The sequence below is a fragment of the Microbacterium sp. 05T445 genome (assembly GCF_056395865.1).
Window position 1 is genome coordinate 1489763 of sequence record NZ_JBFTKJ010000001.1, and the last position, 24765, is coordinate 1514527.

25 protein-coding genes and 1 tRNA gene are annotated in these 24765 nt (G+C 67.8%); 11 read left to right on the forward strand and 15 right to left on the reverse strand.

Annotated features, from left to right (window positions below; translation table 11 throughout):
* Positions 1 to 65: 65 nt before the first annotated feature.
* A complete protein-coding gene (locus AC1DDU_RS07170; RefSeq protein WP_477432495.1) occupies positions 66 to 506 on the forward strand; it encodes an NUDIX hydrolase in 441 nt (146 codons plus the stop codon).
* Positions 507 to 538: 32 nt separating this feature from the next.
* Here the strand turns inward: AC1DDU_RS07170 and AC1DDU_RS07175 are convergent, their stop codons facing one another.
* Together AC1DDU_RS07175 and AC1DDU_RS07180 are read right to left on the reverse strand one after the other, a co-directional pair.
* Positions 539 to 1024, reverse strand: coding sequence for an aminoacyl-tRNA deacylase (locus AC1DDU_RS07175; RefSeq protein WP_477432496.1), 486 nt, complete (start codon positions 1022 to 1024; stop codon positions 539 to 541).
* A complete protein-coding gene (locus AC1DDU_RS07180) occupies positions 1017 to 1538 on the reverse strand; it encodes a DNA helicase (protein ID WP_477432498.1) in 522 nt (173 codons plus the stop codon). The genes AC1DDU_RS07175 and AC1DDU_RS07180 overlap by 8 nt, the downstream gene beginning before the upstream one ends.
* A 96-nt stretch (positions 1539 to 1634) precedes the next feature.
* Between AC1DDU_RS07180 and AC1DDU_RS07185 the strand changes: the two genes are divergently transcribed.
* Together AC1DDU_RS07185 and AC1DDU_RS07190 are read left to right on the forward strand one after the other, a co-directional pair.
* On the forward strand, positions 1635 to 2207 hold the full coding sequence (locus AC1DDU_RS07185; protein ID WP_477432500.1) for a peptidylprolyl isomerase: 573 nt from the start codon (positions 1635 to 1637) through the stop codon (positions 2205 to 2207).
* 42 nt (positions 2208 to 2249) lie between these two features.
* Positions 2250 to 3143 (forward strand): rhomboid family intramembrane serine protease, encoded by an 894-nt coding sequence (locus tag AC1DDU_RS07190; RefSeq protein ID WP_477432502.1) that lies wholly within the window; start codon positions 2250 to 2252, stop codon positions 3141 to 3143.
* Between the two features lie 165 nt (positions 3144 to 3308).
* On the opposite strand, the gene AC1DDU_RS07195 is transcribed toward AC1DDU_RS07190, so the two are convergent.
* Complete coding sequence (locus tag AC1DDU_RS07195; RefSeq protein ID WP_477432504.1) at positions 3309 to 3548, reverse strand: cell division protein CrgA; 240 nt, start codon at positions 3546 to 3548, stop codon at positions 3309 to 3311.
* Between the two features lie 55 nt (positions 3549 to 3603).
* On the opposite strand from AC1DDU_RS07195, the gene AC1DDU_RS07200 reads away from it, so the two are divergent.
* Genes AC1DDU_RS07200 through AC1DDU_RS07210 form a run of 3 tightly spaced genes read left to right on the forward strand, consistent with a single transcriptional unit; the run spans position 3604 to position 5221 of the window.
* Positions 3604 to 4392, forward strand: a complete 789-nt coding sequence (locus tag AC1DDU_RS07200; protein WP_477432506.1) for a class E sortase — start codon at positions 3604 to 3606, stop codon at positions 4390 to 4392.
* Positions 4392 to 4580: a hypothetical protein gene (locus AC1DDU_RS07205; protein WP_477432508.1), complete on the forward strand. Its 189-nt coding sequence runs from the start codon at positions 4392 to 4394 to the stop codon at positions 4578 to 4580. Before AC1DDU_RS07200 ends, AC1DDU_RS07205 begins: the two co-directional genes overlap by 1 nt.
* Positions 4577 to 5221, forward strand: a complete 645-nt coding sequence (locus AC1DDU_RS07210) for an anthranilate synthase component II (RefSeq protein WP_477432510.1) — start codon at positions 4577 to 4579, stop codon at positions 5219 to 5221. Before AC1DDU_RS07205 ends, AC1DDU_RS07210 begins: the two co-directional genes overlap by 4 nt.
* Here AC1DDU_RS07210 and pknB read toward each other — a convergent pair.
* From pknB to AC1DDU_RS07245, 7 genes are all read right to left on the reverse strand, one after another.
* Entirely contained in the window at positions 5218 to 6912 is a 1695-nt protein-coding gene (gene pknB / locus AC1DDU_RS07215) for a Stk1 family PASTA domain-containing Ser/Thr kinase (protein ID WP_477432512.1), read from the reverse strand. The two genes, AC1DDU_RS07210 and pknB, sit on opposite strands and share 4 nt — an antisense overlap.
* 94 nt (positions 6913 to 7006) lie before the next feature.
* Positions 7007 to 8713: a serine/threonine protein kinase gene (locus tag AC1DDU_RS07220; RefSeq protein ID WP_477432513.1), complete on the reverse strand. Its 1707-nt coding sequence runs from the start codon at positions 8711 to 8713 to the stop codon at positions 7007 to 7009.
* On the reverse strand, positions 8710 to 10170 hold the full coding sequence (locus AC1DDU_RS07225) for a peptidoglycan D,D-transpeptidase FtsI family protein (protein WP_477432515.1): 1461 nt from the start codon (positions 10168 to 10170) through the stop codon (positions 8710 to 8712). Before AC1DDU_RS07225 ends, AC1DDU_RS07220 begins: the two co-directional genes overlap by 4 nt.
* Before the next feature lies 1 nt (position 10171).
* Positions 10172 to 11566: an FtsW/RodA/SpoVE family cell cycle protein gene (locus AC1DDU_RS07230; RefSeq protein WP_477432517.1), complete on the reverse strand. Its 1395-nt coding sequence runs from the start codon at positions 11564 to 11566 to the stop codon at positions 10172 to 10174.
* Positions 11563 to 12801, reverse strand: coding sequence for a PP2C family protein-serine/threonine phosphatase (locus tag AC1DDU_RS07235; RefSeq protein WP_477432519.1), 1239 nt, complete (start codon positions 12799 to 12801; stop codon positions 11563 to 11565). Before AC1DDU_RS07235 ends, AC1DDU_RS07230 begins: the two co-directional genes overlap by 4 nt.
* Before the next feature lie 18 nt (positions 12802 to 12819).
* Entirely contained in the window at positions 12820 to 13356 is a 537-nt protein-coding gene (locus tag AC1DDU_RS07240) for an FHA domain-containing protein FhaB/FipA (protein WP_477432521.1), read from the reverse strand.
* Positions 13353 to 14114 (reverse strand): FhaA domain-containing protein, encoded by a 762-nt coding sequence (locus tag AC1DDU_RS07245; RefSeq protein WP_477432523.1) that lies wholly within the window; start codon positions 14112 to 14114, stop codon positions 13353 to 13355. Before AC1DDU_RS07245 ends, AC1DDU_RS07240 begins: the two co-directional genes overlap by 4 nt.
* A 157-nt stretch (positions 14115 to 14271) precedes the next feature.
* Here AC1DDU_RS07245 and AC1DDU_RS07250 point away from each other — a divergent pair.
* Positions 14272 to 14355 (forward strand) — tRNA-Leu (locus tag AC1DDU_RS07250).
* A 213-nt stretch (positions 14356 to 14568) separates the two neighbouring features.
* On the opposite strand, the gene AC1DDU_RS07255 is transcribed toward AC1DDU_RS07250, so the two are convergent.
* Positions 14569 to 16206 carry a hypothetical protein gene (locus AC1DDU_RS07255; protein ID WP_477432525.1) on the reverse strand — a complete coding sequence of 546 codons (1638 nt, stop codon included), beginning with the start codon at positions 16204 to 16206 and terminating at the stop codon, positions 14569 to 14571.
* A gap of 48 nt (positions 16207 to 16254) precedes the next feature.
* On the opposite strand from AC1DDU_RS07255, the gene AC1DDU_RS07260 reads away from it, so the two are divergent.
* Together AC1DDU_RS07260 and AC1DDU_RS07265 are read left to right on the forward strand one after the other, a co-directional pair.
* On the forward strand, positions 16255 to 16764 hold the full coding sequence (locus AC1DDU_RS07260) for a sce7725 family protein (RefSeq protein ID WP_477432527.1): 510 nt from the start codon (positions 16255 to 16257) through the stop codon (positions 16762 to 16764).
* Between the two features lie 145 nt (positions 16765 to 16909).
* The gene (locus AC1DDU_RS07265; protein WP_477432529.1) at positions 16910 to 17974 is read left to right on the forward strand and encodes a DUF2510 domain-containing protein; all 1065 of its coding nucleotides are present in this window, start codon (positions 16910 to 16912) and stop codon (positions 17972 to 17974) included.
* A gap of 139 nt (positions 17975 to 18113) precedes the next feature.
* Here AC1DDU_RS07265 and AC1DDU_RS07270 read toward each other — a convergent pair whose 3' ends face one another.
* The 4 genes from AC1DDU_RS07270 to AC1DDU_RS07285 all read right to left on the reverse strand — a co-directional run bounded on the left by AC1DDU_RS07270 (position 18114) and on the right by AC1DDU_RS07285 (position 23388).
* Positions 18114 to 18395 (reverse strand): DUF3892 domain-containing protein, encoded by a 282-nt coding sequence (locus AC1DDU_RS07270; RefSeq protein ID WP_477432531.1) that lies wholly within the window; start codon positions 18393 to 18395, stop codon positions 18114 to 18116.
* A gap of 173 nt (positions 18396 to 18568) precedes the next feature.
* Positions 18569 to 21211, reverse strand: a complete 2643-nt coding sequence (gene lanKC, locus AC1DDU_RS07275; protein ID WP_477432532.1) for a class III lanthionine synthetase LanKC — start codon at positions 21209 to 21211, stop codon at positions 18569 to 18571.
* 188 nt (positions 21212 to 21399) lie between these two features.
* A complete protein-coding gene (locus tag AC1DDU_RS07280) occupies positions 21400 to 22083 on the reverse strand; it encodes a response regulator transcription factor (protein ID WP_477432534.1) in 684 nt (227 codons plus the stop codon).
* Positions 22084 to 22092: 9 nt separating this feature from the next.
* Positions 22093 to 23388 (reverse strand): sensor histidine kinase, encoded by a 1296-nt coding sequence (locus AC1DDU_RS07285; protein WP_477432536.1) that lies wholly within the window; start codon positions 23386 to 23388, stop codon positions 22093 to 22095.
* Between the two features lie 463 nt (positions 23389 to 23851).
* Here AC1DDU_RS07285 and AC1DDU_RS07290 point away from each other — a divergent pair, with 463 nt between their 5' ends.
* Positions 23852 to 24154 (forward strand): hypothetical protein, encoded by a 303-nt coding sequence (locus AC1DDU_RS07290; RefSeq protein ID WP_477432538.1) that lies wholly within the window; start codon positions 23852 to 23854, stop codon positions 24152 to 24154.
* Between the two features lie 68 nt (positions 24155 to 24222).
* Positions 24223 to 24717 (forward strand): hypothetical protein, encoded by a 495-nt coding sequence (locus AC1DDU_RS07295; RefSeq protein WP_477432540.1) that lies wholly within the window; start codon positions 24223 to 24225, stop codon positions 24715 to 24717.
* Positions 24718 to 24765: the final 48 nt, after the last annotated feature.

Sequence of the window (24765 nt, forward strand, 5' to 3'; positions counted from 1 at the left end):
GACCGCCGGCGCGGATACGCGCGATCCGTCGTTCTGCGAAACGTCCGTCGCGGGTAGGGTGAAGCATGGACCTGCGCGTCGCGGCGTACGCGGTGGTCGTCGATGAAGACGACCGCATTCTGCTCGCCCACTGGAACGAAGGACGCCGGGCCGCCTGGACGATGCCCGGCGGCGGACTCGAGCCCGGCGAGGAGCCCGAGATCGCGGCGCGCCGCGAGGTGCTCGAGGAGACCGGGTACCGCGTCGCGATCCAGGAGCTTCTCGGCATCCACTCGCGGGTCGTCCCGCCGAACCGGCGGCTGTCGCTGGATGCCACCGTGCCACTGCACACCCTGCGGATCGTCTATCGCGCCCGCGTCGTCGGCGGGCATCTGCGCAACGAGGTGGACGGCTCCACCGATCGCGCGGAATGGTTCGCCCTCGCCGACGTGCCGGGGCTTCAGCGTGTGAAGCTCGTCGACATCGCCCTCGACATGGCGGGGGTGCAGCTCCCGCGCGGACAGTGACGGCCACGGTCCCGGGTGCGTGGGCCCGGCTGTCAGTCCATCGGCTGTGAGATGTCGGCGACGGTCGCGCCGTACGCCGCGATCAGGTCGTCGGCCTCCACGAACATGCTGTAGCCGTGGGCTCCCGCCCCCATCGCGATGCGTCGCCCGACGATGTCGCCGTCGGCGTAGATCGGCCAGTCGTGGGTGCTGCCCAGCGGCACGATCGTGCCGCGCTCGTACCCGGTCGCTGCGAGGGCGCGCTCCTGGTCGGGAAGCTGGAGCTTGTTCACTCCCACCACGGCGCGCAGCTTCGGCCAGGAGATGGCGCGATCACCCGGGATCAGCGCGAACAGGAACGTGTCGTCGCTGCGCTTGACCACCAAGGTCTTGACGATCCCGGACGGGTCGATGCCCAGGATCTTCGCCGCCTCCGCAAGGCTGTTCGCGGCGGGGCGTTCCTTGATCTCGATCGACAGACCACGCTCGGCGGCGGCCGCGCGGACGCGGTCGACGCCCTCGAGCGTGGGCTCAGGCATCCGGTGCGCGCAGCGGGTCGTCCGCCACCCACAGCTCGTCGTCGGCGCGCAGTGTCTGCCACGCGGCGTAGAGCACGCCCACCGCCGCGGCGACACCGAGGATGAGGGCGATGACGCCACCGGCGCCCATGCCCTTCTTCGCCGGCGCCGGAGCCGGAGCCGAACGCGTCCACGCGGCCGGAAGGCTCACGCCGCGCGTACCGGCGAGCCGGTCGCGCTGCTCGTTGGCGGCATCCCAGACCGACAGGGCCGAACCCACGACCGCGCCCGCGGCGGGGATCAGGGTGCCGTTGACGACGCGCTTGCCCTTGTCGACGTATGGCGCCGCGTACTTGTCGTAGCCGGCCTGAACCTGCGGCTTGACCTGCTCGCGTCCGTAGTGTCCGAGCTGGCGACTGGCCTCTCGGGCGACCGTCGCCGCCTCGCCGACCAGTACCTGCTGGGCCTCCCAGAGGTTGCCGGCCTGCTTCTGCAGCTTCTCGAGTTCCTTCTTGCGCTTGCGGCTGAGGCTCACGGTTGCCCTCCCGTTCGTGGGGATGTCGGTCTCCCCATCTTGCCAGACCCCTGCACGCACGGGAGGAGTCGCAGGGAACTCTGAGACAATGAGCGCATGCCGCTTCACACCGCTGTCGCAACGATCCACACCAACTACGGCGACATCGTCGTCAACCTGTTCGGCGACCACGCCCCCCGCACCGTTCAGAACTTCATCGGCCTCTCGGACGGTTCGCAGGCCTGGACGCACCCGGCGACGGGCAAGCCCGGCGAGGGCCCGCTGTACCAGGACGTGATCTTCCACCGCATCATCTCCGGCTTCATGATCCAGGGCGGCGACCCGCTCGGTCAGGGCGTCGGCGGCCCCGGCTACAACTTCAACGACGAGATCAACGGCGAGCTGACCTTCACCGACCCGTACAAGCTCGCGATGGCCAACGCCGGTCTTCGCCGCAACGCCATCACCGGTCAGGCCGAGGGCACCAACGGCTCGCAGTTCTTCATCACGGTCCCCGGTCAGGGCGGCCGCGGCCCGGAGTGGCTGCAGGGCAAGCACACGATCTTCGGCGAGGTCGCCGATGACGCCTCCAAGGCCGTCGTCGACACCATCAGCGAGGTTCCGACCGCCGCGGGCGACCGTCCGGTCGAGCCCGTCGTCATCCAGTCGATCGACATCGTCACTGTCTGAGCGCCCCGCGCCCAGGACCCTTCCGCAGGTGAACAGCGCCGCGTGACCACCGACGACTTCCAGCGCAACCGCGACAACTTCTGCTACCGGCATCCCGACCGGCAGAGCTTCGTGCTGTGCCAACGATGCCTGCGCACGATCTGCCCGGAGTGCCAGATCCCCGCCGCCGTCGGCGTGATCTGCCCCGAGTGCCTGCGCGATCAGCAGAGGGCGCAGTCCCCTGCGCAGCGGAAGGCGGAACGTCGGTGGTCGCGCCCGCGCGCGGTGTCGGCGTCGTCGGGTCAGCCGGTGGTGACCTACGCGATCATCGGCGTCACGGCGTTCGCGTATCTGCTGGCGCTCATCCCCGGCGGCTTCGGCAAGGTGGTGGAGCAGGCGCTGCTCTACTGGGCGCCGTATCTGTACCCCGGTCTCACCGGCCACTTCGAGCCCTGGCGTCTGCTGACGGCGGCGCTGGTGCACTCGAGCATCTGGCATGTCGGTCTGAACATGCTGGCGCTGTGGATGATCGGCCGCAGCCTCGAGCCGCTCCTCGGTCGGTGGCGGTTCCTCACGCTCTACGTGCTGAGTGCGCTCGGCGGATCGGTGGCGGTCACACTGCTGTCGTTCGGCACCCCGGTGGTGGGGGCATCCGGCGCCATCTTCGGACTGTTCGGCGCGCTGATCGTGATCGGCAGGCACATCGGTGCGAACATCGCGGGCATCGCCGTCGTGCTCGGCATCAACCTGCTGATCGGGTTCCTCCCCGGCGCGAACATCTCGTGGCAGGCGCATGTCGGCGGCCTGCTGGTCGGGCTGCTCGTCGCGTTCATCTTCACGCGCACGAAGGCCGTGCGCCAGCGCGGGCTGCAGGTCGGTCTGCTGGTCGCCGTCGGCGCCGGGCTGGTCGCGCTGCTGTTCGTTCCGCTGCTCTTCCCGGCGCTCGTGATCGCCTGAGCCGAAGTTATCCACAGGCCCATCCACAGCCTGGGGAGAATCACACCGGTGTAATTCACACCTGTTAACAGACTTGTTAACAACTGGCGGATGCCGCTTCGCGCGGCATCCGGAAATGGAAAAGCCCCGGTCGTCATAGACCGGGGCTCTTCCGTGAAGGAGTCGCTACCGCCAGCGCGTCGTCATCAGGAAGCCGATGAAGGCGATGCCGAAGCCGATGACGAGGTTCCAGGCCCCGATGCCGGGGATCGGGAACGCCATGCCGCTCAGGTAGAAGACGAGGATCCAGACCAGACCGATGAGCATCAGTCCGATCATGATCGGCTTGAACCACACCGGATTGGGTGCGGCCTCGCCTTCTGCGCGCTCGACGAGCGAGTCGTCGTCTTTGCCGGGTCGTGCCATGCACAAGAGTCTAACTGCCAGCAGCGCCACAGCCTGTGCTGACTAGAATCCCCCTGTGGAGGAAGCGGTCGCCGACAGTGGGGCATCCGCCCGGGCGACGCGCCCGCGGCGACGCGTCTCGGTCGTCGGCGTCATCGGCGAGATCCTCATCACCGCCGGCGTCGTCGTGCTCCTGTATGTCGTGTGGCAGCTGTGGGTCGGCGATCTCATCTACGGCGCCGAGCGCAATGCGACCGGCACCGAGCTCTCACAGGAGTGGCAGCAGCAGTACGACGCGCATGCCGCCACCGCTCCGACGCCGTCGCCGACGGCGACCGAAGCGGCAGATCCTGTCACCGCGCCGCCGCCGGTGATCCCCGAGCCGGCCGACGGCGAGAAGTTCGCCGTGATGCGCATCCCGAGGTTCGGATCCGACTACGCGGTGCCGATGGCCGGTGGCGTGACCCGCGCGCGCACACTCGACCCGATCGGCATCGGGCACTACCCGGGGACCCCGATGCCCGGCGAGGCCGGCAACTTCGCCGTCGCGGCGCACCGCACCACGTGGGGCAAGCCGTTCAACCGCATCGCCGAGCTGCACGTGGGAGACGCGATCGTGATCGAGACGGCCGACGGCTGGTACACCTACCGCTTCCGCACGCTCGAGTACGTGCGGCCCAATGAGGTGGAGGTGCTGCTGCCCGTCCCGCAGGCCATGAACGTGCCCGCCGGCACCGCCTACCTGACCATGACCAGCTGCAGTCCGATGTACGCGATGACCGAGCGGATCGTCGCCTACAGCGTGTTCGAGTCGTTCACCCCGCGCTCGGCCGGGGAGCCGGCATCCCTCGCGGCGGTCGCCTGATGTACGCGGCGCTGTGGCGGGTGCTGCCCGGACCCGCATGGGTGCGGGTGCTCATCCTCGTCGTCCTGGTGGCGGCGGTGCTCTACGGGCTGCTCTTCTACGTGTTCCCGTGGGTGAGCCAGTTCGTCAACCCGCAGGATGTCACCGTCGGCCTCCCCCTCGGTCCGGCCGATCCGCCGACGTCGTGAACGCCACGGCGCCCATCCTCGTCGTCGACAACCACGACAGCTTCGTCCACACCCTGATCGGGTACCTGCACGAGCTCGGCGCGCGCACAGAGCTCGTCGAGGCCGACGCCATCGACGACGCCTCCCGTGCGATCGCCGGACGCCCGGCGGTACTGGTCTCACCCGGCCCGGGAACCCCCGCCGACGCGGGGGCCTCGATCGAGGTGGTGCGCGCGGCGGCGGGCTCCGGCATCCCGCTGCTCGGTGTCTGCCTCGGCCACCAGGCGATCGCCGAGGCCTTCGGAGCGACCGTCGACCACGCCCCCGAGCTCATGCACGGCATGACCTCCCTCGTGCACCACGACGGATCGGCGCTGTACGAGGGACTCCCCGACCCGTTCACCGCGACGCGGTACCACTCGCTGGCCGTCGTCCCCGCCACGCTTCCCGCCGAGCTGGTGGTGACCAGTCGCACCGACAGCGGCGTGATCATGGGCGTATCGCACAGCACCGCGCCCATCCACGGCGTGCAGTTCCATCCCGAGAGCGTGCTCACCGAGGGTGGCTACCGTCTGCTGGGCAACTGGCTGGTCACCGTCGGAGTGACGGATGCCGCTGCCCGCGGCCAGGTGTTGAGCCCTCGCCGGGCGCAGCCCCGCTAGGAGCCCGTGCAGGCGGTCAGGGTGATCTCGGAGTGCACCGGGACGTCGCCGGGCGGAAGCGACTGCGCGGACACCGTCCGTGGGTTCGCCCCGACGCAGTTCGGGTCCTCCTGCGGGATCACGGTGAGCCCGAGTCCCTCGAGCTCCCGCGTGGCGGCATCCACCGTGTAGCCGCGGACGTCGTCGATCGTGACACGACCGGACGCGACGACGAGGTTCACCGTGGTGCCCGCGGGCACACTCGTCCCGTCTGCGGGGTCGCTGGAGATGACGGTGCCGGCTGCGAGGTCCTTGTCGTTCTGGGGGGTGATCGTCCCCAGTTGCAGCCCGGCGTCGGTGATCGCCGTGGTCGCGGCATCCTGGCCGAGTCCCTTGAGGGTCGGCACCGTCGACAGCTGCTGGCCGGTCGACACGTAGACCTTGACCTGCTGGTCGGGCGCGAGCGAGGTGCCCTCCGCGGGGTCGGTGCGGATCACGTTGCCCTCCGCGACGTCGGAGTTCTCCTCGTCGACGCGGAAGGCGAGCAGGTCGTGCTTGGCGAGCTCGTCGTTGGCGCGCTCGTACGTCATGCCCACGACGTCGGGAACGGTGCGCACGTTGGCGGGCACGTCGTTGCGCGGCTGGATCGTGAGCACCCAGAACAGCAGCGAGATCAGCAGCACCGCCAGGAGGGCCACGCCCGCCCAGATCCACGCCACCGGCGGGCCCGCCTGCGTGCGCTTCATCGTGGTGTCGGTGCTCAGCTGGCGCAGCGACCGGGCGGTCTCGGCAGCCTGCCGGGGGTTGGGCCCGTAGAGCTCGCTGGTGAGGGCGCCGACCTGTCGCTTGGACGGCTGCCGCCCGTCGATGGTCGCGTCGAGCGCCTCGCGGAAGCTCGCGGCATCCTGATAGCGCTGGAACGGGTCCTTCGCGAGCGCGCGCAGCGCCACGGTGTCCAGCGCGCGAGGCACGGTGTCGTTCACCTCGGACGGCGGCACCGGCGCTTCGCTGACGTGCTGATACGCCACGGCCACAGGCGACTCGCCGCGGAACGGCTGACGGCCGCTGAGGAGCTCGTACAGCACCACGCCGGTGGAGTAGACGTCGGCGCGTGCGTCGACCGGCTCCCCCTTGGCCTGCTCCGGCGAGAAGTACGCCGCCGTCCCGAGGATCTGCGTCGTCTCGGCGACCGTCGACGAACTGTCGGACACCGCACGCGCGATGCCGAAGTCCATGACCTTCACCTGACCGGCCTCGGTCACCATGACGTTTCCGGGCTTGATGTCGCGGTGCACCACGCCGGCGCGGTGCGAGTACTCGAGAGCTTCGAGGATGCCGTCGACGTAGCGCACGGCATCCTTCACCGGCACCGGGCCCTCGGCGATGATGTCCTTGAGGAGCCGGCCCTTGACGAGCTCCATGACGATGAACGGCACCGGCCGCACCGTGCCGTCGGGCGACGTGAGCGAGTCCTCGCCGGCGTCGTAAACGCGGACGATCGTCGGGTGTGCCATGCGCGAGGCGGCCTGTGCCTCGAGGCGGAACCGCGTGCGGAACGCGTTGTCGTCGGCGAGTTCGCGATCGAGGATCTTGATCGCCACGTCGCGGCCGAGCGTGAGGTCGTAGCCCTTGTAGACGCTCGCCATGCCGCCGCGGCCGATCGGCTCATCGACGCGATAGCGCCCCGATAGCACGCGCGGCTCAGCTGTCACGGTCACTCCCTGTCTGGAACACCAGCCAGACTATCCGAGCCCGAGCGGGTCCCACGTCCGGTGGGATCCGCTCGGCGGACTCAGACGGATCGCCTCACGGGGTCTGCGTCGGCTGCGGCTGGGCGGCCTGGATGAGGACCGTCGCCTCGCCCGAGGCGGCCGAGGTGCGATTGCCCGACGTGCCGCCGCTGCACGTCACGGTGTAGGTGACGATGAGCGTCTGGCCCGGCGTGTCGGCCGCCGTGACCTGCGCCGACCGCGCGTTCTGCGGGAAGCTCGGGCCGTTGGCGATCGTGCCGTTCTGCACGGTGAAGGTGTAGTCGCTCACCGATCCGGCGCCGGACGGGCAGGTGTATCCCTGCCACATGACCGTGAGCTCGTCGCCCGGCTCGACCGTCGCCGGCGCGCCCTGGAAGGTCGGCGCGGCGGGCTGGGGCATCGGCGTCAGGCCGGCGTACGTCGTCAGCTCGACGATCGTGTCCTTGGGGACGTTGCCCGTCGGGGCCACGGCGTACACCTTGCCCACGCTCCCCTCGTCGGGGGCGGCGTTGCCTTCGACGCACTTCGCGCCCAGGCCCAGCGCGTCCAGCGCCGCCGAGGCGGTGGCGCAGTCCATGCCGACGTAGTCGTCCGCGACGACGTTGGCGGTCGTGGGCGTCGGGGTCGGGGTGGGCTTCGGGGTCGGGGTGGCCGAGGCCGTCGTCTTGGTGGGGCCGGGATCGGGCGTGTTGTTGTTCGCCACGACGGCCCAGATGGTGCCGATGAGCACGAGCAGCAGCAGCGCGATGAGCGCGATGAGCGGCCAGGTCCACGGGCTGCGCTTCTTCTTCTCGCCCGCCTCCTCGGCGCCCTCCTCGCCCGGTGCGGGCATGAGGCGCGTCGCCGCAGAGGTGTCGGAGCCCGACGTGAGCAGCTGCGTCGCCGCCTCGCCGGCGACCACGCCCGTCGCGATCGCCGGGACGGCCGCGGCCGCAGCCGCGACATCCCCGCGGCGCAGCGCCGTGGCGGCGCGCGCGACCACGGCGGCGGAGCCGGGACGATCCTCCGGCTTCTTCGCGATCATCGCCATCACGAGGTTCTGCACAGGGACGGCGACCGTCGCCGGAAGCGGCGGCGGCTGCTCGTTGATCTGCGCCATCGCGATGGCCACCTGCGACTCGCCCGTGAACGGGCGCTTGCCCGCCAGGCACTCGTACGCGACGATGCCGAGCGAGTAGATGTCGGTGGCAGGGGATGCCGGGTGCCCCGACGCCTGCTCGGGCGACAGGTACTGGACCGTGCCCATCACCTGGCCGGTGGCCGTCAGCGGCACCTGGTCGGCGATGCGCGCGATGCCGAAGTCGGTGATCTTCACACGCCCGTCCGGCGTGATGAGGAGGTTTCCGGGCTTGATGTCGCGGTGCACGAGGCCCGCGGCATGCGCGGCCTGCAGCGCCAGTGAGGTCTGCGCGACGATGTCGAGCGTCTTGTCGGTCGACAGCGACCCGTCGCGCTCGAGGATCGTCGACAGGGCCTCGCCGGGCACGAGCTCCATCACGAGGAACGCGCTGCCGTTCTCCTCGCCGTAGTCGAAGACGCTCGCGATGCCCTCGTGGTTCACGAGGGCTGCGTGGCGGGCCTCGGCGCGGAAGCGCTCGAGGAAGCCGGGGTCGCCCATGTACTCGTCTTTGAGGATCTTGATGGCGACGGTACGACCGATGACGTGGTCGGTCGCCTCCCAGACCTCGCCCATGCCGCCGATCGCTATGCGCGAGTCGAGTTCGTAACGGCCGCCGAAGGTCACGCCCTGCGTCGGTCTCATCTGCTCAGCACCGCCTCCATGACCTTCTTCGCGATGGGAGCGGCGATCGTGTTGCCGCTTCCCGACTGTCCTTGCCCGCCGCCGTCTTCGACGACCACGGCGACGGCGACCTCGGGGTTCTGTGCGGGTGCGAACCCGGTGAACCAGAGCGTGTACGGCTCGTCGCCCGAGTTCTCCGCGGTTCCCGTCTTTCCGGCCACGTCGACCCCGTCTATTCTTGCACCCGATGCGGCGCCGTCACTGACATTGGCGACCATCATCGCGACGAGCTCGTCTGCGAGCCCCGTGTCCAGCGCCCGGCCGAACTCGGTGTCGTCGAACGTCTTCTGCACCGACAGGTCGGGACCGATCACGCGGTCGACCATCCGCGGATTCATGACGACGCCCCCGTTGGCGATGCCGGCCGACACCATCGCCATCTGCAGCGGCGTGGCGGTCACCTGCCCCTGGCCGAAGCCGCTGAGCGCGGTCTGCGCGTCGTCCTGGATCGTGCGCGGGTAGCCCGACGGCGTGGAGACCAGGGGGATGTCGAACGGCTGGTTGAAGCCGTACTTCTCCGCCTCCTCGCGGATCGCGGTGTCGCCGAGTTCGACCGCGAGCTCGGCGAACGGGATGTTGCAGCTCAGCCGCAGCGCATCGGCGAGCGTCACGGTGTCGCCCGGGCCGCACGCACCGCCGCTGGCATTGTGCACGATGCTGCTCGACTGCGGCAGCTGGTACTGCGCCGGGTTGGGCAGCGTGGACTGCGGCGTGTAGTTGCCGGATGCGAGGGCCGCCGAGGCCACGACGAGCTTGAAGGTCGAACCCGGCGGGTTGAGGTCGCCCGCGATCGCGCGGTTTGACAGCGGCTTGCCCGGGTCGGCGACGAGCGCGTCGTACGCCTCGTTGACCGTCTTCGTGTCATGCGACGCGAGCGTGTTGGTGTCGAAGCTCGGGCTCGTCACCATCGCCAGGACGCGGCCGGTCGACGGCTCGATCGCGATGACGGCGCCCTGCAGGTCCCCCAGCGCCTCGTAGGCCGCGCGCTGCACTTCGGCGTCCAGCGACAGCACGACGTTCGAGCCGCGCGGCGGCTGGCCCGTGAAGATCCGCTCGATGCGGGAGAAGAACTGGGAGCCCGCGGTGCCGCTGAGCTCCTGGTTCATCGCCTGCTCCATGCCGGTCGCCGAGTTGAGCGCCGGGTTGATGTAGCCCGTGACGGGTGCCCACATGTCGGCGTCCGTGTACACGCGCTGCCAGCTGTACACGTCGTCGGAGGGGACCGACGATGCGATCGCCGAACCGCTCGCGATGATCGACCCGCGCTGCACCTCGTACGAGTCGTACAGCGAACGCTTGTTGGCGGGGTTCGCCGCCAGCTCGTCGGCCTGGATCACCTGGATCCAGCTCGTCGAGGCGAACAGCGTGAGGAACATGATCAGCATCAGGATGCTGAGGCGTCGCAGTTCTTTCGTCATGTCAGCCGATCACCACCCGCGGACGGCTGCGGACGGCATCCGAGATGCGCAGCAGGAGCGCCACGATGATCCAGTTGGCCACCAGCGACGAGCCGCCCGCCGCGAGGAACGGCGTGGTCAGGCCGGTGAGCGGGATGAGGCGCGTGACGCCGCCGACCATGATGAACACCTGCAGCGCGATGGTGAACGAGAGCCCGGTGGCGAGAAGCTTGCCGAAGTCGTCCTGGCCGGCCAGGCCGATGCGGATGCCGCGGCTGGTGAACACCATGTACAGGCACAGGATCGCGAACACGCCGATCAGGCCCAGCTCCTCGCCGAGCGCCGGGAGGATGTAGTCGCTCTCGGCGACCGGCGTGAGGTACGGCCGCCCCTGCCCGAGCCCGGTGCCGAGCAGGCCGCCGTTGGCCATGCCGAACAGGCCGTTGACCAGCTGATAGCTGGAGTTGTCCATGAGCTCGGGGTTGAACGCGTCGAGCCAGTTCGTGAACCGCGCGCCCACGTACGGGAGGATCCGCGACGCGAGCAGCGCACCCGACACCGCGAGCACGACGCCGATGAGCACCCAGCTGGTCTTGCCCGTGGCGACGTACAGCATCGCGACGAACATGCCGAAGATGAGCACGCCGGTGCCGAGGTCGCGCTGCAGCACGATGATGCCGAGCGAGACCAGCCAGATCACCAGGAGCGGACCGAGCTCGCGGGCACGCGGCCACGTCAGGCCGAGGAACCGGGTTCCCGTCGACGTCAGGCTCTCGCGCGTGCGCACCAGATAACCGGCGAAGAAGATGCCGAGCGCGATCTTCGCGAGCTCGCCCGGCTGGAAGGTGAAGAATCCCAGGTCGACCCACACATCGGCGTTGCCACCGCCGCTCAGCCCGGGGATGACGGGCAGCACCAGCAGGACGATGCCGACGAAGCCGAAGATGTAGGTGTAGCGGAACAGCACGCGGTAGTTGCGCAGGAAGATGACCACGAGGATCGCCCCGACCAGGGCGATCGCCGCCCACGCGAGCTGGCGCGTCGAGAACGCCTCCCACCCGTGGCGGTCCTTGGCGATGTCGAGCCGGTAGATCATCGCCAGGCCCAGGCCCGTCAGCAGCGTGGCGATCGGCACGACGAAGGGGTCGGCATCCCTCGCCCGCAGCCGCAGCAGGATGTGCAGGGCGATGACCAGTGCGGTGAGCCCGCCGCAGTACACCAGGAACGTCCAGTCGATCGCGCCGAGGGCGCCGAGCTGGACGAGGGCCACCGCCGAGCCGTTGATCGCGAACGCGAAGACCAGCAGCGCCAGTTCGCGGTTGCGCTGCGTCTGCGGCACGCGGATGCGCCGCAGCGCGCGGATGACCGCGGTGTCGGTGGAGACGACGCCGGTGGGCGTGCTCGTGGCCGCGCTCATCCGCTCCCTCCCGCCAGATCGCTGATGTCGGCGACGATACGGCGCGCATCCTGGAGGGAGCTCGCCGAGATCGTCCCCACCACCGTCGCACGGGCGAAGTCGGAGAGCGAATCCAGCGGGATGCCGGTGTCCTCGTACGGCGTCGACAGCGCGATCGGCCCGATGTTCTGCTGCACGCCCTGGTAGATCACCACGGTGTCCTTATCGGCGCCTACGAAGAAGCGCGTCTGCGTCCACTGGTAACCGATCCAGGCCGCTCCGGCGATGAGCGCCAGCACGAGCAGGACGCCGGTGATCCAGCCGATGCGGCGGCGGCGCGCGCGGCGGCGATCCTCCTCGATGAGCTCCTCGAGGAACTCCGGGGCCGGTTCGAAGTGCGTCGGCTCGTTGGCCGCCTGCCGGTTCGGATGCAGCCAGCTCGAGCGGCGCGGGGCCGCTGCCGGCACCTCGACGCCGACCGGGTTGGACGCGGAGCCGACGATCGTCGGCGTGCCCGAGAAGAGCGGATGCTGCCCTCCGACGTCGACGATGACGATCGTGACGTTGTCGGGCGCGCCGCCGTCGAGCGCCTGCTTCAAGAGGTGATCGGCCGTCCGTCCCGGTGCCAGCCCGAGTCCCATCGACTTGGCGGTGTGGGTGTCGTCGACGACGCCCGACAGGCCGTCCGAGCACAGCAGCCAGCGGTCGCCGGGCTGCGTCGGCATGATGAACGTGTCGAGCTCGGGGTCGGTGTCCATGTCGCCGAGCACGCGCATGAGCACGGAGCGACGCGGGTGGTACCGGGCCTCCTCGGGCGTGATGCGGCCGGAGTCGACCAGCCGCTGCACGAAGGTGTGGTCGGTGGTGATCTGGGTGAGCGCGCCGTCGCGGAACAGGTAGATGCGCGAGTCGCCGATGTGGGCGATGACCGCGTAGTCGTCGACCATGATGAGCGCGCTGACGGTGGTGCCCATGCCGGCGAGCTCGGGACGCACGTGGACGGTGTCGACGAGGTCGACCGCGGCATCCGCGATCGCGTCGCGCAGCGCCTTCTCGGCATCCGCCGTGGTGTCGTAGGGCTGGTCGAGGTCTTCCAAGCGCGCGATCGCCAGGCTCGAGGCGACATCGCCGCCGGCGTGGCCGCCCATGCCGTCGGCGACGACGAAGAGATTCGAGCCGGCGTATCCGGAGTCCTGGTTGTTGGAGCGGACCTTGCCGGTGTGCGAGATCGCGGCGCTCGAGCCTTCGAAGACCATGTGCGAGGGGTCCGCCCGCTACTTCCGCAGCTCGAACGTCGTCGCGCCGACCTTGATCGGGGCGCCGACGTTCACGGGGACGGGCGCGGTCACGCGGGCGCCGTCGTGCCAGGTGCCGTTCGTCGAGTCGAGGTCCTGGATCATCCACTGGTCGCCCCACAGCACCAGGCGGGCGTGATGGCTGGAAGTGTAGTCGTCGCGGATCACGAGCCCGGACTCGCTGGAGCGGCCGATCGTGAGCGGCTCGTTGCCCAGCGGGAGCTCGAGGCCCGTCTTCGGTCCGCTCGTGATGACGATGCGCGAGACTGCGGCGGTGGTCGCGGGGCCGCCCGGCGTCGGTGAGGGTGCCGAGGGCGCGGGCGCGACGGAAGCAGTGGCGCCGGAGGCGGATGCCGCGACGGGCGTCCCTGTCGCGACGGCGGCCGCGGCATCCGGCATCCGTCGCACCTTCACGCCGAACAGATCGGCGCGCAGCGAGTAGACGACCGCGAAGACGAAGGCCCACAGCAGCACCAGGAACCCGATGCGCAGCAGCAGAAGGGTGAGCTCGCTCATGCCAGCGGGCCTCTCTCCTGCGGGTCGTAGCCCGCCCGTGCGTCGAAGACGCGGGTGGCGTCGTCGACGGGAGCCGCAGGACGCGGGGCGGCGGCCTGTGCGACGACGCGGAACACGATGTCGGTGCGGCCGATGCGCACGGTCGAGTCCGGCGGCAGGGCCGCCTCGGTCACCTTGCGGCCGTCGAGCATGGTTCCGTTCGTGGAGTTCATGTCGCGGACCATCGCGCGCTCGCCGTCCCACAGGATCTCGACGTGCTTGCGGCTGGTGCCGGAGTCGGCGACGGTGATGTCGGCGTCGCTGCCCCGCCCGATGACGGTGCGCGACTTGGTCAGCGGGATGCGGCGGCCCTCCACGTCGACCACGCCGCGCCATGCGACACGGCCGCCCTGGGCCGTCGTCGAATCGACGTGAAGCGTTCCGGTGGCGACGGCCTCGTCGCGGCGGAGCGCCACGGTGACCGGGCCGGCGAACGAGTAGCCCTGCGCCTTGGCGTGCGCGTGCACGAGGGTGTCGAGCTCATGGATGAGCGCGTCGCCGAGGCCCGACATCCGATCGTCGTCGGCGGGCGAGAGCCGCACCGTGAACGTGTTCGGCGCGAGGATGCGGTCGCGACTGACCACCGCGGCCTTCTTGTCGAGTTCGCTGCGCAGGGCCGATGCGATCTCGACAGGCTGGATGCCGCTGCGGAAGGTCTTCGCGAACGCGCTGTTCACAGCGCGTTCGAGACCTTTCTCGAAGCTGTCAAGTAGTCCCACGGAGCTCCTCTTGAGGGGGATGCCGGTTGCTACATGCTAATTGCACAGCCTGTGCCCGTCATGGATCGCTGTTCGGATCAGGCGAGTTCGGTGTCGTGCGGATCGCGTGATATCCTCGGGAAGTTGAGTTTCACGGGATCCCCGGATGCCGTGACTCGCGCGAGTGGCGGAATAGGCAGACGCGCTGGCTTCAGGTGCCAGTGCCCGAAAGGGCGTGGGGGTTCAACTCCCCCCTCGCGCACAGAAGGCCCTGTTCGTGAATACGAGCAGAGCTCTCAGCAAATTGAAGAAAGAAGCCGGTCGGAGGTGAAAATCTCCGACCGGCTTCTTCGTTTCAGCCCTGGTTCGGGTGCTCAGTTTCCGGCATCAGCGCAGGCCGCGCACCGGCCCAACACGAGTAGCCCCTGTCGGGGCTGCTCGTTCGGCGTGTTCGGTTCGGGTGCGGGTTCCCTCGCTAGAGGTTCAGTTGCGTGGCGGTTGCGGGGTGCTCGAGGCGGTTTCCGTGTTCGTCTCGACGTCGTCGAGCGCGGAGCTGCTTAGGTGAGAGCACCTGCTTCGCGGCGGCTGTGACGAACGTGACGATTCGGCGCATATTGGTGACTGCGGCTGCGGCGCCGACGGCAAGAGCCTGGAAGGCGTAACCGCGAGGGCGTCGCTTCTCGGCGGCGCCTAGGTTGGCGTGCGCGTCGTCCTTCATGTACTGGTTGTTGCCTTCGACGTGGCTGCGCAGCCCGTACCACTCGGTCCACTTCTTGCTGCGGAACTCGTGGGCCTGCAGGTGCTTGATGATCGCCATGGACTCGCGGCTGTCCGGGTGAAGAGTGATGCTGTTGGCGATGAGCTTCGGTCGTACCCGCTTCCCGGTGGCGGGGTCGAAACACATGAGCTTGTTGACGTCGGGGTAGGTGAAGCGCTGACGTCCCTCGTCGTCTGGACGACCGTGCTCTTTCAGGAGGTACGGGGTCCGCGACCCCAGTCGTGCCCAGTACGTGTCTTCGTCGATGCGGCGGGCCTTGTAGTCGATGGTGGCGTTGATGAGGGCTTCGGGCATCCATTTCACGTAGAGGCTGCCGTCGACGAGGATCGCGTCCGCGATGGCGCCCTGCTTGCCGCTCTTTGCGTCCTTCCGGTACTGGAAGTTGTAGAGGTTGCGGAATCCCATGGTGCGTGTCGGGTGCTGGAACCGGTGCGCCTTGAGGCCGTTGTAGGCGCGGTCGACCATCAGGTAGCCACGCTCGTCGAACAGCTGTGTATGGAACTTCACGGCGATCAGCGGTCCGTGCTTGATTTTGCCCGGCGGATGCATGGTGAGCCCGGTGGTGAGGATCGGGAAGCTGTCTGCCTGTCCTGGGGCGTTGGGGACGGTGACGACGGTCTCTGCCTCCCAGCCGGCCAGGTCCTTGCGCTTTCCCTTGCCCTGGTGGTTTCCGTCGCGCGTGTAGGGGCCGCTCATCGCGTCGAGGTTGATGCGGTCATTGTCGAGGTCGGAAACGCGGCGATTGGGCCGTCCGGCGATGCGAATCAGCGTCGCGTCGATGGCGATGTTGCCCCGGTACGTCGCTCGGATGTCGGCGGGGAGCCGCCGGACCGAGGCGTGGATGAGCCGATTCATGAGCTCGTCCATCCGGTCGCGCCGTTTCTGACTGTACGTCTGGAGGACTCGTCGATACGCCTCGGCGCTGAGGAACGTGTTCCGGGGGACGTCCCACGGGCTGGTGAGTGCGAGGATGCGGTTGAGGGACCGCCAGTAACGGATGTACCACTCCTGCTGCGTGCCGTCGGTGACGGTGATGCCGAGGTACGCGAAGGTCTCGGGGGTGAGGCGGGCGAACAGGGTCTTCGCGACGTCGTGGTAGCGGTTGCTGCCGGCATCGGTGTGCATGAGGTGCAGGATCAGCAGCGCACGGAACGAGATGTGTGGCTTGCGTCCCGCGTTCGACTTGCGGTCTTCAGCCGCCCAACGCTCCAGTGCATCGACTGCCCCGGACTCGTCGACGAGGCGGCCGTAGAGCTGGACGTGGGCGAGCGAGGTGGGACCCACCGCTCGTACGCGTTCGTACCGTTCGAGGGTGTAGCCGGTGGCTTCGCGCATGCGGCTGTCGAACAGGTCCGCTGCGGCTTCCTGCTTCGGGTTCAGGCGTTGTCCTCCGAGCGGAAGATACGTCGGTACTCTGACTACGACGCTGCATTCGGCGTCGGTCGCGTTATCGGGCTGACGAACAGTTTCACCCCCCAGCCGCGCAACGCGGACTATGGGGCTGATGACTGGTTCTCCGCGTCGAGCACCACCTATCGCAGCTCTGGTCGCCCGGGGTTCGGCGACTACACGGTGCTGGATCCATCGGTGCGGGATACGAGAGGCGGGGCGCCCGGTGCCGTCGTCATCCACGCCACGTACATCGACCCGGTTGGCGCTCTGTGGGTGCGTCACTTCCTCTCCGACTCCGTCATCCAGGGCGAGCTCTCCGCGGGTGAGAAGCTGCTCGAAGCGATGACGAAGTTGCAGGCCGACCGTTCGATGTTCCTCACGAGTCCGGGGATGAGGTCCTACGACGTTCAGTATGCAACCAGCCGAAAGACCGCCCTGGGCACGAACAAGCGGCAACAAATCTCTCATCACATCTACACGACGCTCGCGGCCATTCGCTAACCGGAGGAAGTCACGCCGCGCGCACTCAATGCGCACTGTTGAGGTGCGGGTATTCACCCGAATGAGTGAATTTCAGGTGCGGTTTTTGTGAGCCTGCTCGCCATTCACTGGTCGGGGGAGCATCAACTGCAAACCGGCGTGCTTAGTGCGGCTGATCAACAGGCGTGACGATATCGCCGCGGCCAACGCGGATGCGCAAGTTGGATACGCTCTGGTGAGATCTGTGCTCGGGTTGGGCACGGTCTATTTGGGGGGAAGAGCTTTGGGTGATTCGAGCACGCCTGCAGGTTGGTATCCGGCGCCGCATGCGAACAACGAACTGCGGTATTGGGACGGTGCCGGGTGGCTGGACTGGACGCCCCAGCAGGCTGCGGACGCTCAGGCAGCGGGCGGGAGCACGCCGGCCTCGGACGTGGCGGCCGCGTCGTATCCGGGCGCTGCAACCGCTGGGGTTGAGGGCCCGCGCGTTGCCGGCCCGCCCCGCGCCAGGGCGCTGTCGATTGTGGCCCTAGGCCTCGGGATCGGCGCCTTGTTGCTGAGCTGGGTGCCATGGCTCGGCGTACTGCTCGCGGTGGCAGCCGTTGCTGTTGGGATTGTCGCGTTGGTGCGCAAGCAGCCCCTCGGGCTGTCGTTGACGGGCCTGATCCTGGGCGGGCTGGCCCTGCTGGTGGCATTGGTGGTCACGATCAGCTTCACCGCCTTCATCGGCTCGTCCTCCCAGTCCGATGGGCGACCCGTGCCGCAAGTGACGACGACCCCGGAGAACCCCGAGCCGCAGCCGACGGCGGAGGTCGCCGAGCCAGAGGTTGAACCGGAGCTCGTTGTGCCCGATCTTGCGACGTTCGGCACCGTGGACGAGCGCACCTTTGCACTCATCGCCAAGGAACCCGATGCGCACATCGGCACCAACCTCATCGTGTTCGGCGACGTCGCCCAGCTGGATTCGGCCACCGGACCGTGCAACATGCTGCTGTCCGCGGCGGAAGCGCAGCAGGAGAACTCCTTCGACTACGAGCAGAACACCTTCGCCACCTCCGGTGATGGTGACGCCGTGTGCCCGGTGTTCGACCCACTCGTAGAAGGCGACCACGTGAAGATGTGGGTCACCGTGCTCGGCAGCTTCAGCTACGACACACAGATCGGCGGCAACACGACAGTGCCGGCGTTCCAGGTCTGGCAGGCTGAGCTGCTGCCAGCCCAGGAGTACTGAGCGGCGGCACCACCATCACCGACCATCGTTGGTGAGTACGAAGCCTCGCTTCAAGAGAGGGCCGCGTCGTGCGGCGGCCTACGGTGAGTTCGCCGGCAGGCCCATTTGGCAGGCGGGCGGGCTGTCAGAGAGGGAGATGCTAGAACGTCGGCAGATTGACGAGGTTGTCTGTCCACTCTCCGTCCGCGTAGGTGCGGAGGTAGGGCTCACCAGTGGTCGGGTGAACCACGCCGACACGGACGCGATCGATTCCACTGCCGACGTATGCAGCGTTCTCCTTCTTGCCAACCCACACGACCATCGTCGGTTTGTCGTTGTCGCCGGTCGTGCCGGTGCTGATGTTCTTCCAGCGGTAGTAGACGATCTCGTCTTCGGTCCTCCGGGTACTGCCGAAGCGCACGTGTGTGATCTCGATTGCCATGGTTGTTCTCCTGTTAGGCGAAGGCTGGTGCGTTGGGTTGATCGTGTGCGGGGCGGAGTGCACCACCCTCGCCCCGCACACGCGGGAGTCAGCAGACTGCGGAGACGGTGCTTACGCAGCCGGCGCTAACAGTGCTCAGGAACTGCATGTCCGGGAGGCGATCCTCGGCGCGGTCAAGTGCCTGCAGTGACAAGAGAAACCCCATTCATCTCACCTCCTTCAAAGTTGTGGGTCGTGGGATTCGGTGAGTGTTCCTCGATCCCGTGGCCCGGGGTCAAGAAGGGGAAGAAGGCAGAGTGGCGCCGCGAACCGCGCACTGCCGCGTCGTAGTCGATCAGCGTGGTCAGCACACCCGCCGACCCGGTCGCGAAGTCGCAGGACGCGCGTAGCAACCCGTTCCCGACGAAGCGGATTTCGTTACCGTGGTGCAGCGAATGCAACTCCAATGCGCCGACGTGATGATGAAGAGCGGCGGAGGTTGTGTCCGTGGCATGCCCAGCCAGCTCGAGTGCGAGCAGGAACTGGATCATGCCGGCGCGCCCCTGGAACAGACCGCTTTGAACCGTGAACGGCGCGGTCGCCGCTCGCGCGATGCCGTCGAGGATCTCGAGGTATCGGCTGTGGCCGGGCAGATGCGCAAGCAATTGGGTGAGAACGATCCCAACGCCGGCAGACCCGTTAGCGAGGTAGGGAAGCAAGCGCCATCCCTCGTCGACGTGAAGGGCTCCGTCCGGCGCTGCACGCAGTGACTGGATGTCGTAGTCGATCGCCTCGGTCGCGATCCGAAGGTGCTCCGAATCGCCGGTCGCCTCGAACAGCCGCAGTGCGAACAGTGCACTCCCGGTCGCACCGTGCAGCAGTCCGCCAGCGCCCGTGGCGACCTTCAACGGGGCGTCCGCACCTCGCCAACGGGCGCGGAGGAGGTGTGCGATGTCGAGTGCTGTGCCTCCGAGCTGCGGGTGATCGCCGCTCTCTGCGAGGAGTGTCAGGCCGACCCCGGGCAGGCCCGAGTACAGGTCGTAGCCGAGTCTGTCAGGGGTGACCTGGCGAAGCCGTGCAAGGTGACGGTCGGCGGCATCGTGGAGCTCGAGGCGACGGTAGGCCCACACGGTGCCAGCCACCCCGTCGAACAACCCGAATCGTGCTGATGGGGCAGAGGAGGTCGAGGCCTTCTCCACCCAACCCAGGTGCACCGGTGATGGGTCAACGCCCGCGTGGTGCAACGCGGTGAGCACGCCGAGGGCGCCGTGGGCGAGGCTGATCGGTGGTTCGGTGAACTGAGCTGGATCTCCGGGCCATAGCCGGTCATGCCGATCCGGGGTCGCGTCGGCGAGCAGCGTCCGGGTGATGGCCTCAGCCGCTTCGGCTGCTGATGGCGCGGTTGTGGTTTGACGGACCGCGGTGGTGAGCGGGGAGCGCAGCCGGTGCGTCAGAATCTCGAGATGGTCGTCTACCCACGACTGGTCAAGCTCGAACTGCGCGGCGGCCTCTTGCAGCAACGTGGCGGCCTTCGCCCGGCTCAGCCGCAGTATCGGGATCAACGGCACGAACATGAACAGCTCGATGCATGCGAGTGCGTAGAGGTCCTGCTCGGTAGCGCTCCGCCCGTCTGTCGCGACGAACCCCGGGGCACCGATGACCGCAGCGCTATCGTCCTCGATCGGCCGCGCCATCTCGAGGTCGATGAGGACAACTGTGTCGTCCTCTCGCACCAGAACGTTGCCCGGGTGAAGGTCGCCGTGCGTGCGGCCGGCGGTGTGCAGCGCCGCTATGGCGCTACGCAGCGAAGCTGAGACTGCGCCTGCCCAGTCGCGGTACGCGCGGCGCACAAGGGACGAGTGGTCGGAGCGGATCAGCGGATGGCGGGCGACCACAGCGGCGCTCAACGACGGGGCGTTCACCCGTTCCATCACGAGGTACGCATGATCATGCGCGGTGAACGTGGCAGCCGCCGCTGGCACCGGCACCCGGCCCTGCAGGGTCCGAAGGGCTGCCGATTCGTTGCTTAGCCGCTGCACAGCATCTCGGCCATCGGGCGTCCAACCGACGTGCGGCCGCGCCTCCTTCAGAATCACTGCCTGGCCATCCAGCTCTGCTTCGTACACGCCGCCGGCATTGGAGAAGTGCAGTGCGCTGCGGACCTCGGGGAAGTTGGGAGGGGCGGCCGTTTCTAGCCGATCGAGCGCTGCTTGAAGAAAGGCGGGGATCCGTGCCCACGGCGGGACATGGAACCCGGTTGTTCGGACATCGGGAACGAGAAGGCCGCTGTCCAGGTCGCGCACAGCCGGCACGTCGGCACCGTTGTCGGTCACGTGCTGCCGGGTGAAGGCGCCATACCGGACGAACACCGGACCCTGGTTCCAGCGGAGGTCAGTCAGGACATATGGGCCGGGCAGACCCGTGAGAGCCGCATCCAGTTCCGTCAGATGCGCGTGGAGGTCGGCGGGTGAAGTCGGGTAGACGGTGATGAACTTTCCGGATACGCGGCGGTCGCCGTCCTTGCCCAACGTCGCCGCAAGAATCCGGCGGTCCCGGAGGAACTTGAACGGAAGCGCGTGACGATGGCAGAACCGCGACACTGACTCCAACGCGGTGTCGGCGGTGGCGGAGGTCGCGCTCACGTGGATCTTCCACCCCTGCTCTGGGAGGGTCACCTCGGGCGGCATCCAGAACGACCAGATCTCATCGCAACTTTGCGACCAGGTCTCCCATGCTTCGGCGGCGGGAGTGAACTGTTCTACGTTCGTGGCGTCGCGGTGTGGTTTGTCGTAGAACAACGGGTCGGTCGTCGCGAACTGCGGGTAGGTTGCGTCCACATGTCCCCATCAATGTCGGCGCGGAAGGTGCAGGACATTGTCCGTAGGTGGGGAGTGCAACCGATGACCGCGCCTCGAGGGGCCGGGTTCAGGGGTGGGACGACTCAGCCGCTGATTCCCGCGGTCGGAGCCGGAAAGTCTCCGCGCGAGGCGGTTCGGTGGCGCGAATTACGTACCTAGAAATTCACTCAAATGAGTGAATCGACGTCGCGGTCCAGATGGTTGCGCGCGCCCCACAGTGCCAGCTGCGTGCGATCTTCCACGCCGACCTTCTTCAACGCGGACTGCAACTGCGAGCGAACAGTGTGCACCGACACGCCGAGGCGCCCCGCGATCTGCTCGTTGCTCGTTGTGCCGCTCGAGAGCACGGCGACCACGCGGCGCTCGGCAGAGGACAACCGGGCGGCCATGTCTGGGTCGGCAGCGCCCCGACGCATGAACTCGCGCTGGATCGGGGTGGTGACGCGCTCGGAGAGGTGGGCCTCCCCGCGCATCGCAGCGTGGATCGCTGGCAGCAGCTGGTCGGAGTCGTGGTTCTTCAGCAGATACCCGATCGCGCCGGCGTCCAGCGCGTCTGTCACGTACGTGTCGATCGCGTAGCTGGTCATCACAATGACCGCGACTGGCCGCTCCGTGGTGGACCGAGTGAGCTCCCGCGTCGCCTCCACTCCGGTCATCCCCGGCATCTGCAGGTCCATGAGCACCACGTCCGCACATTCGCGACGGGCGACACTGATGGCGTCACGACCGTTGGAGACCTCTCCGAGCACGTGGATGCCGCCCGCGGCTTCAAGCTGCAGGCGCAGGCCTTTGCGTACGGAGCGGTTGTCGTCGGCGATCAGGACGCGGATCGGCGCGGGGCGGGAAGTCATCGTCTCGTTTCAGTTCGGTTGGGCGAACGGGATGATGAACCGGACCATCCACCCACCCTCTGGCGTCGTACCAAACACCAGTGTGCCCCGCAGCAGGTCGATGCGTTCGCGGATCCCGGTGAGCCCCCAACCCAGCCCGAGCCCCGCGATCGGGGGAGTTCCCGTCGGCGGAGGCCCGTTTGTGACGGTCACCTCAAGGCGGTCTGAGCGTGCGGCAAGCTCCACGTCGACCGCTGACCCGGGCGCGTGTTTGGCGGCATTGGTGATCGCTTCCTGCGTGCACCGGTACGCGGTGGCCGAGACGACGGCCGGAAGCTCATCTACCGGCGAAGGCGTGACGAGTCGGATGTGCATCCCGCGCTTCTGCCAGTATTCGACGAGTTCGTCGGCTTGCCGCAGGTCGCGCGTCATCTCCCGGGGTTCTGTGCCCACCGCGCGCAGGTCGGTAAGGGCGCCGGCAAGGCTCGCAGCCGCGAAGCGGCCCTCGTCGCGAACCTCTTCGACCAGCTGCAGGGCGTCTTCCGGCCGCACAGGGGCGATTGTCAAGGCGGCGTCTGCGAGGGTGATGAGGCCCGCCAGGTGCTGACCGGCGACGTCGTGCAACTCCTGTGCGATCCGCTCCCGCTCCCGCTGCTTTGCCTCGGCGACACGTCGGTCGTGTTCCTGCCGGGCGGCCTCAGCCTGGCTGCGGGCGAGGCTGACCCGTCGTGTCTGCGTGCCCCACCACACACCCAGCGCGGCGCCTGCGGTTGCCGGTGCTGCGAGCCGAGTCGTTTCCCCCACGACGAAGCTGACTGCAGCGCCGGGAGGCAGACCCAGCGACAACGTCACCAGAAAGAGTGGTCCCATCGTGACCGCGACGACACCCACCAGCCACACGATGGAGACAGCGATCGGCCGGCGGGTGGCAAGCAGGAACAGCGCGAGCGCGATCACCAGGTACATGCCGATCAGCCACGTCGGCACAGCCAGACCCACCGCGAGGCCGATGTAGATGGCAGTAACGATGAGCACGGTGATCTCGGGCCAGCGGTCGCTCAGCAGGAACGCGCCTGCCTGTACCGCGCACCCGAGGACGAGCAGCGTGAGCATCAGCGGTGGAGGAACCACAAGCGTCCACTCGACCCGCCCATCGAGCAGAATCCCGAGGGGTTGGACGAGAACTTGGATCGTCGTCGTCACGAACACCGTGCACGCGAGGACGAGTGCAGATCGCCGGGAGCTCAGGATCCGGTCTGAGTCGTCGTCGACCGACAGGAGCTGAGAGTGCGACGCGAGATGGGTGGCGTTGACGGGTGCTGTCACCCCACGACAGTAGTTGGCGGTCGGGACCGATCTTGGCCGCTGGGTGCGGCAGCCATCGCCTTCACGGAGGAACCCGACGGACTATTCTGCGGCGACGTCTCATCCGAATGGACGAATTGCGAGGACGAATTTGGCACCCCGTTAGGCTGGCGGGCTGTCCGAGTTCGATGCTCATCGAGGCGCGGTGACTAGGCCACTCCGACGGCCTGGGCCATCGCCCAGCGTGAACCGGTTCCGGGCTGAGCGCTTGGAAATCTGGACAACGCCACGGATGCGCAAGGCTTCTTCATCAGCAATCTGAGTGCGTCCCAAAACCGGTTGAGCCTGTGACGGCGGGCGTCAGAAAGGGCTGTTGACCTGGGGGTTGGAGGCTGCGTTCCGCCATCGACAGCAAATCCCATGCATGCAAGCCTCCTGGGAGAACGCACAGCATTTGCTATGCATCACACAGATTGGAAGAGCGATGAAGCTGAAGAAGATCGTAGGCACGGCGGCGGTAAGCGCAGCGCTGGTGATGGCTGGGCTATTTGGGGGTGCAGTCCCGGCGAACGCGGCCGGGTCATGTGGATCGGGGCAAGTCATCGGCGGTACACCGGGCTACATCAAGATCACCTGTTCGGGGTCGGTGAAGGTGCAGTGGCGGTGCAGCCTTGCGCCGACGATCCTGAGCTCCCGGACGCTGCCGTACTCATCCAGCCCGGTCACGTATCAGTTCATCGCCTGCGACATCGGATACCCGTTCAACATCGGCTGGACTAACGTCTAGCCGGACCAGGAGGCAGGTTGGACGGCGTGGCCTGGTCGTCCAGCCTGACCCGGGGGGAGACTCACACCATGATGCGACGCACGCGATCGACGATGATCCTGGGTGCGGTGATACTGCTCGCCTCGACGGTCGTTGGATGCGCAGGTACTTCCGACGAAGCGACGACTCCGCGCCCACAAGTCACGCCGGGCGATTTCGCCAACAACATGCGGTCTTGCCTGAGCGAGGCTGGGTACGACGTCACCGTGTACGACGATGGGAGTATCGGCATCAAGCTCCCTGATTCTCAGATGCCGGCCTACGACGACGCCACGCACGAGTGCAGCGTCAAGTTCGGCTACGACAAGATGCCGAATCTGACGACTGATCAACGGGCGGATCTCTACGACCAGACGATGGCACTCGTGGACTGCCTCGAAGAACAGGGGTACCCGATTACCGACGTGCCGTCGAAGCAGGCCTTCATTGATGGCACCGAGTTCGTTCCGTATGAGCAGGTTCCAACCACCGTTGTCGGCGATGCGTGGGACAAGCTCCAGCGAGTGTGTCCTCAGCCTCGGTGATCGTTCCCTCGGCCACACCAGTTCCCCGCCGCTAGCTGCGCTGCGACA

Bases quoted from the DNA above. Each gene is read 5' to 3' on its own strand.
- AC1DDU_RS07170 (WP_477432495.1), top strand. From the start codon at position 66: ATGGACCTGCGCGTCGCGGCGTACGCGGTGGTCGTCGATGAAGACGAC.
- AC1DDU_RS07175 (WP_477432496.1), bottom strand. From the start codon at position 1,024: ATGCCTGAGCCCACGCTCGAGGGCGTCGACCGCGTCCGCGCGGCCGCC.
- AC1DDU_RS07185 (WP_477432500.1), top strand. From the start codon at position 1,635: ATGCCGCTTCACACCGCTGTCGCAACGATCCACACCAACTACGGCGAC.
- AC1DDU_RS07195 (WP_477432504.1), bottom strand. From the start codon at position 3,548: ATGGCACGACCCGGCAAAGACGACGACTCGCTCGTCGAGCGCGCAGAA.
- AC1DDU_RS07205 (WP_477432508.1), top strand. From the start codon at position 4,392: ATGTACGCGGCGCTGTGGCGGGTGCTGCCCGGACCCGCATGGGTGCGG.
- AC1DDU_RS07220 (WP_477432513.1), bottom strand. From the start codon at position 8,713: ATGAGACCGACGCAGGGCGTGACCTTCGGCGGCCGTTACGAACTCGAC.
- AC1DDU_RS07225 (WP_477432515.1), bottom strand. From the start codon at position 10,170: ATGACGAAAGAACTGCGACGCCTCAGCATCCTGATGCTGATCATGTTC.
- AC1DDU_RS07230 (WP_477432517.1), bottom strand. From the start codon at position 11,566: ATGAGCGCGGCCACGAGCACGCCCACCGGCGTCGTCTCCACCGACACC.
- AC1DDU_RS07235 (WP_477432519.1), bottom strand. From the start codon at position 12,801: ATGGTCTTCGAAGGCTCGAGCGCCGCGATCTCGCACACCGGCAAGGTC.
- AC1DDU_RS07240 (WP_477432521.1), bottom strand. From the start codon at position 13,356: ATGAGCGAGCTCACCCTTCTGCTGCTGCGCATCGGGTTCCTGGTGCTG.
- AC1DDU_RS07255 (WP_477432525.1), bottom strand. From the start codon at position 16,206: ATGCGCGAAGCCACCGGCTACACCCTCGAACGGTACGAACGCGTACGA.
- AC1DDU_RS07270 (WP_477432531.1), bottom strand. From the start codon at position 18,395: ATGGCAATCGAGATCACACACGTGCGCTTCGGCAGTACCCGGAGGACC.
- AC1DDU_RS07280 (WP_477432534.1), bottom strand. From the start codon at position 22,083: ATGACTTCCCGCCCCGCGCCGATCCGCGTCCTGATCGCCGACGACAAC.
- AC1DDU_RS07290 (WP_477432538.1), top strand. From the start codon at position 23,852: ATGAAGCTGAAGAAGATCGTAGGCACGGCGGCGGTAAGCGCAGCGCTG.
- AC1DDU_RS07295 (WP_477432540.1), top strand. From the start codon at position 24,223: ATGATGCGACGCACGCGATCGACGATGATCCTGGGTGCGGTGATACTG.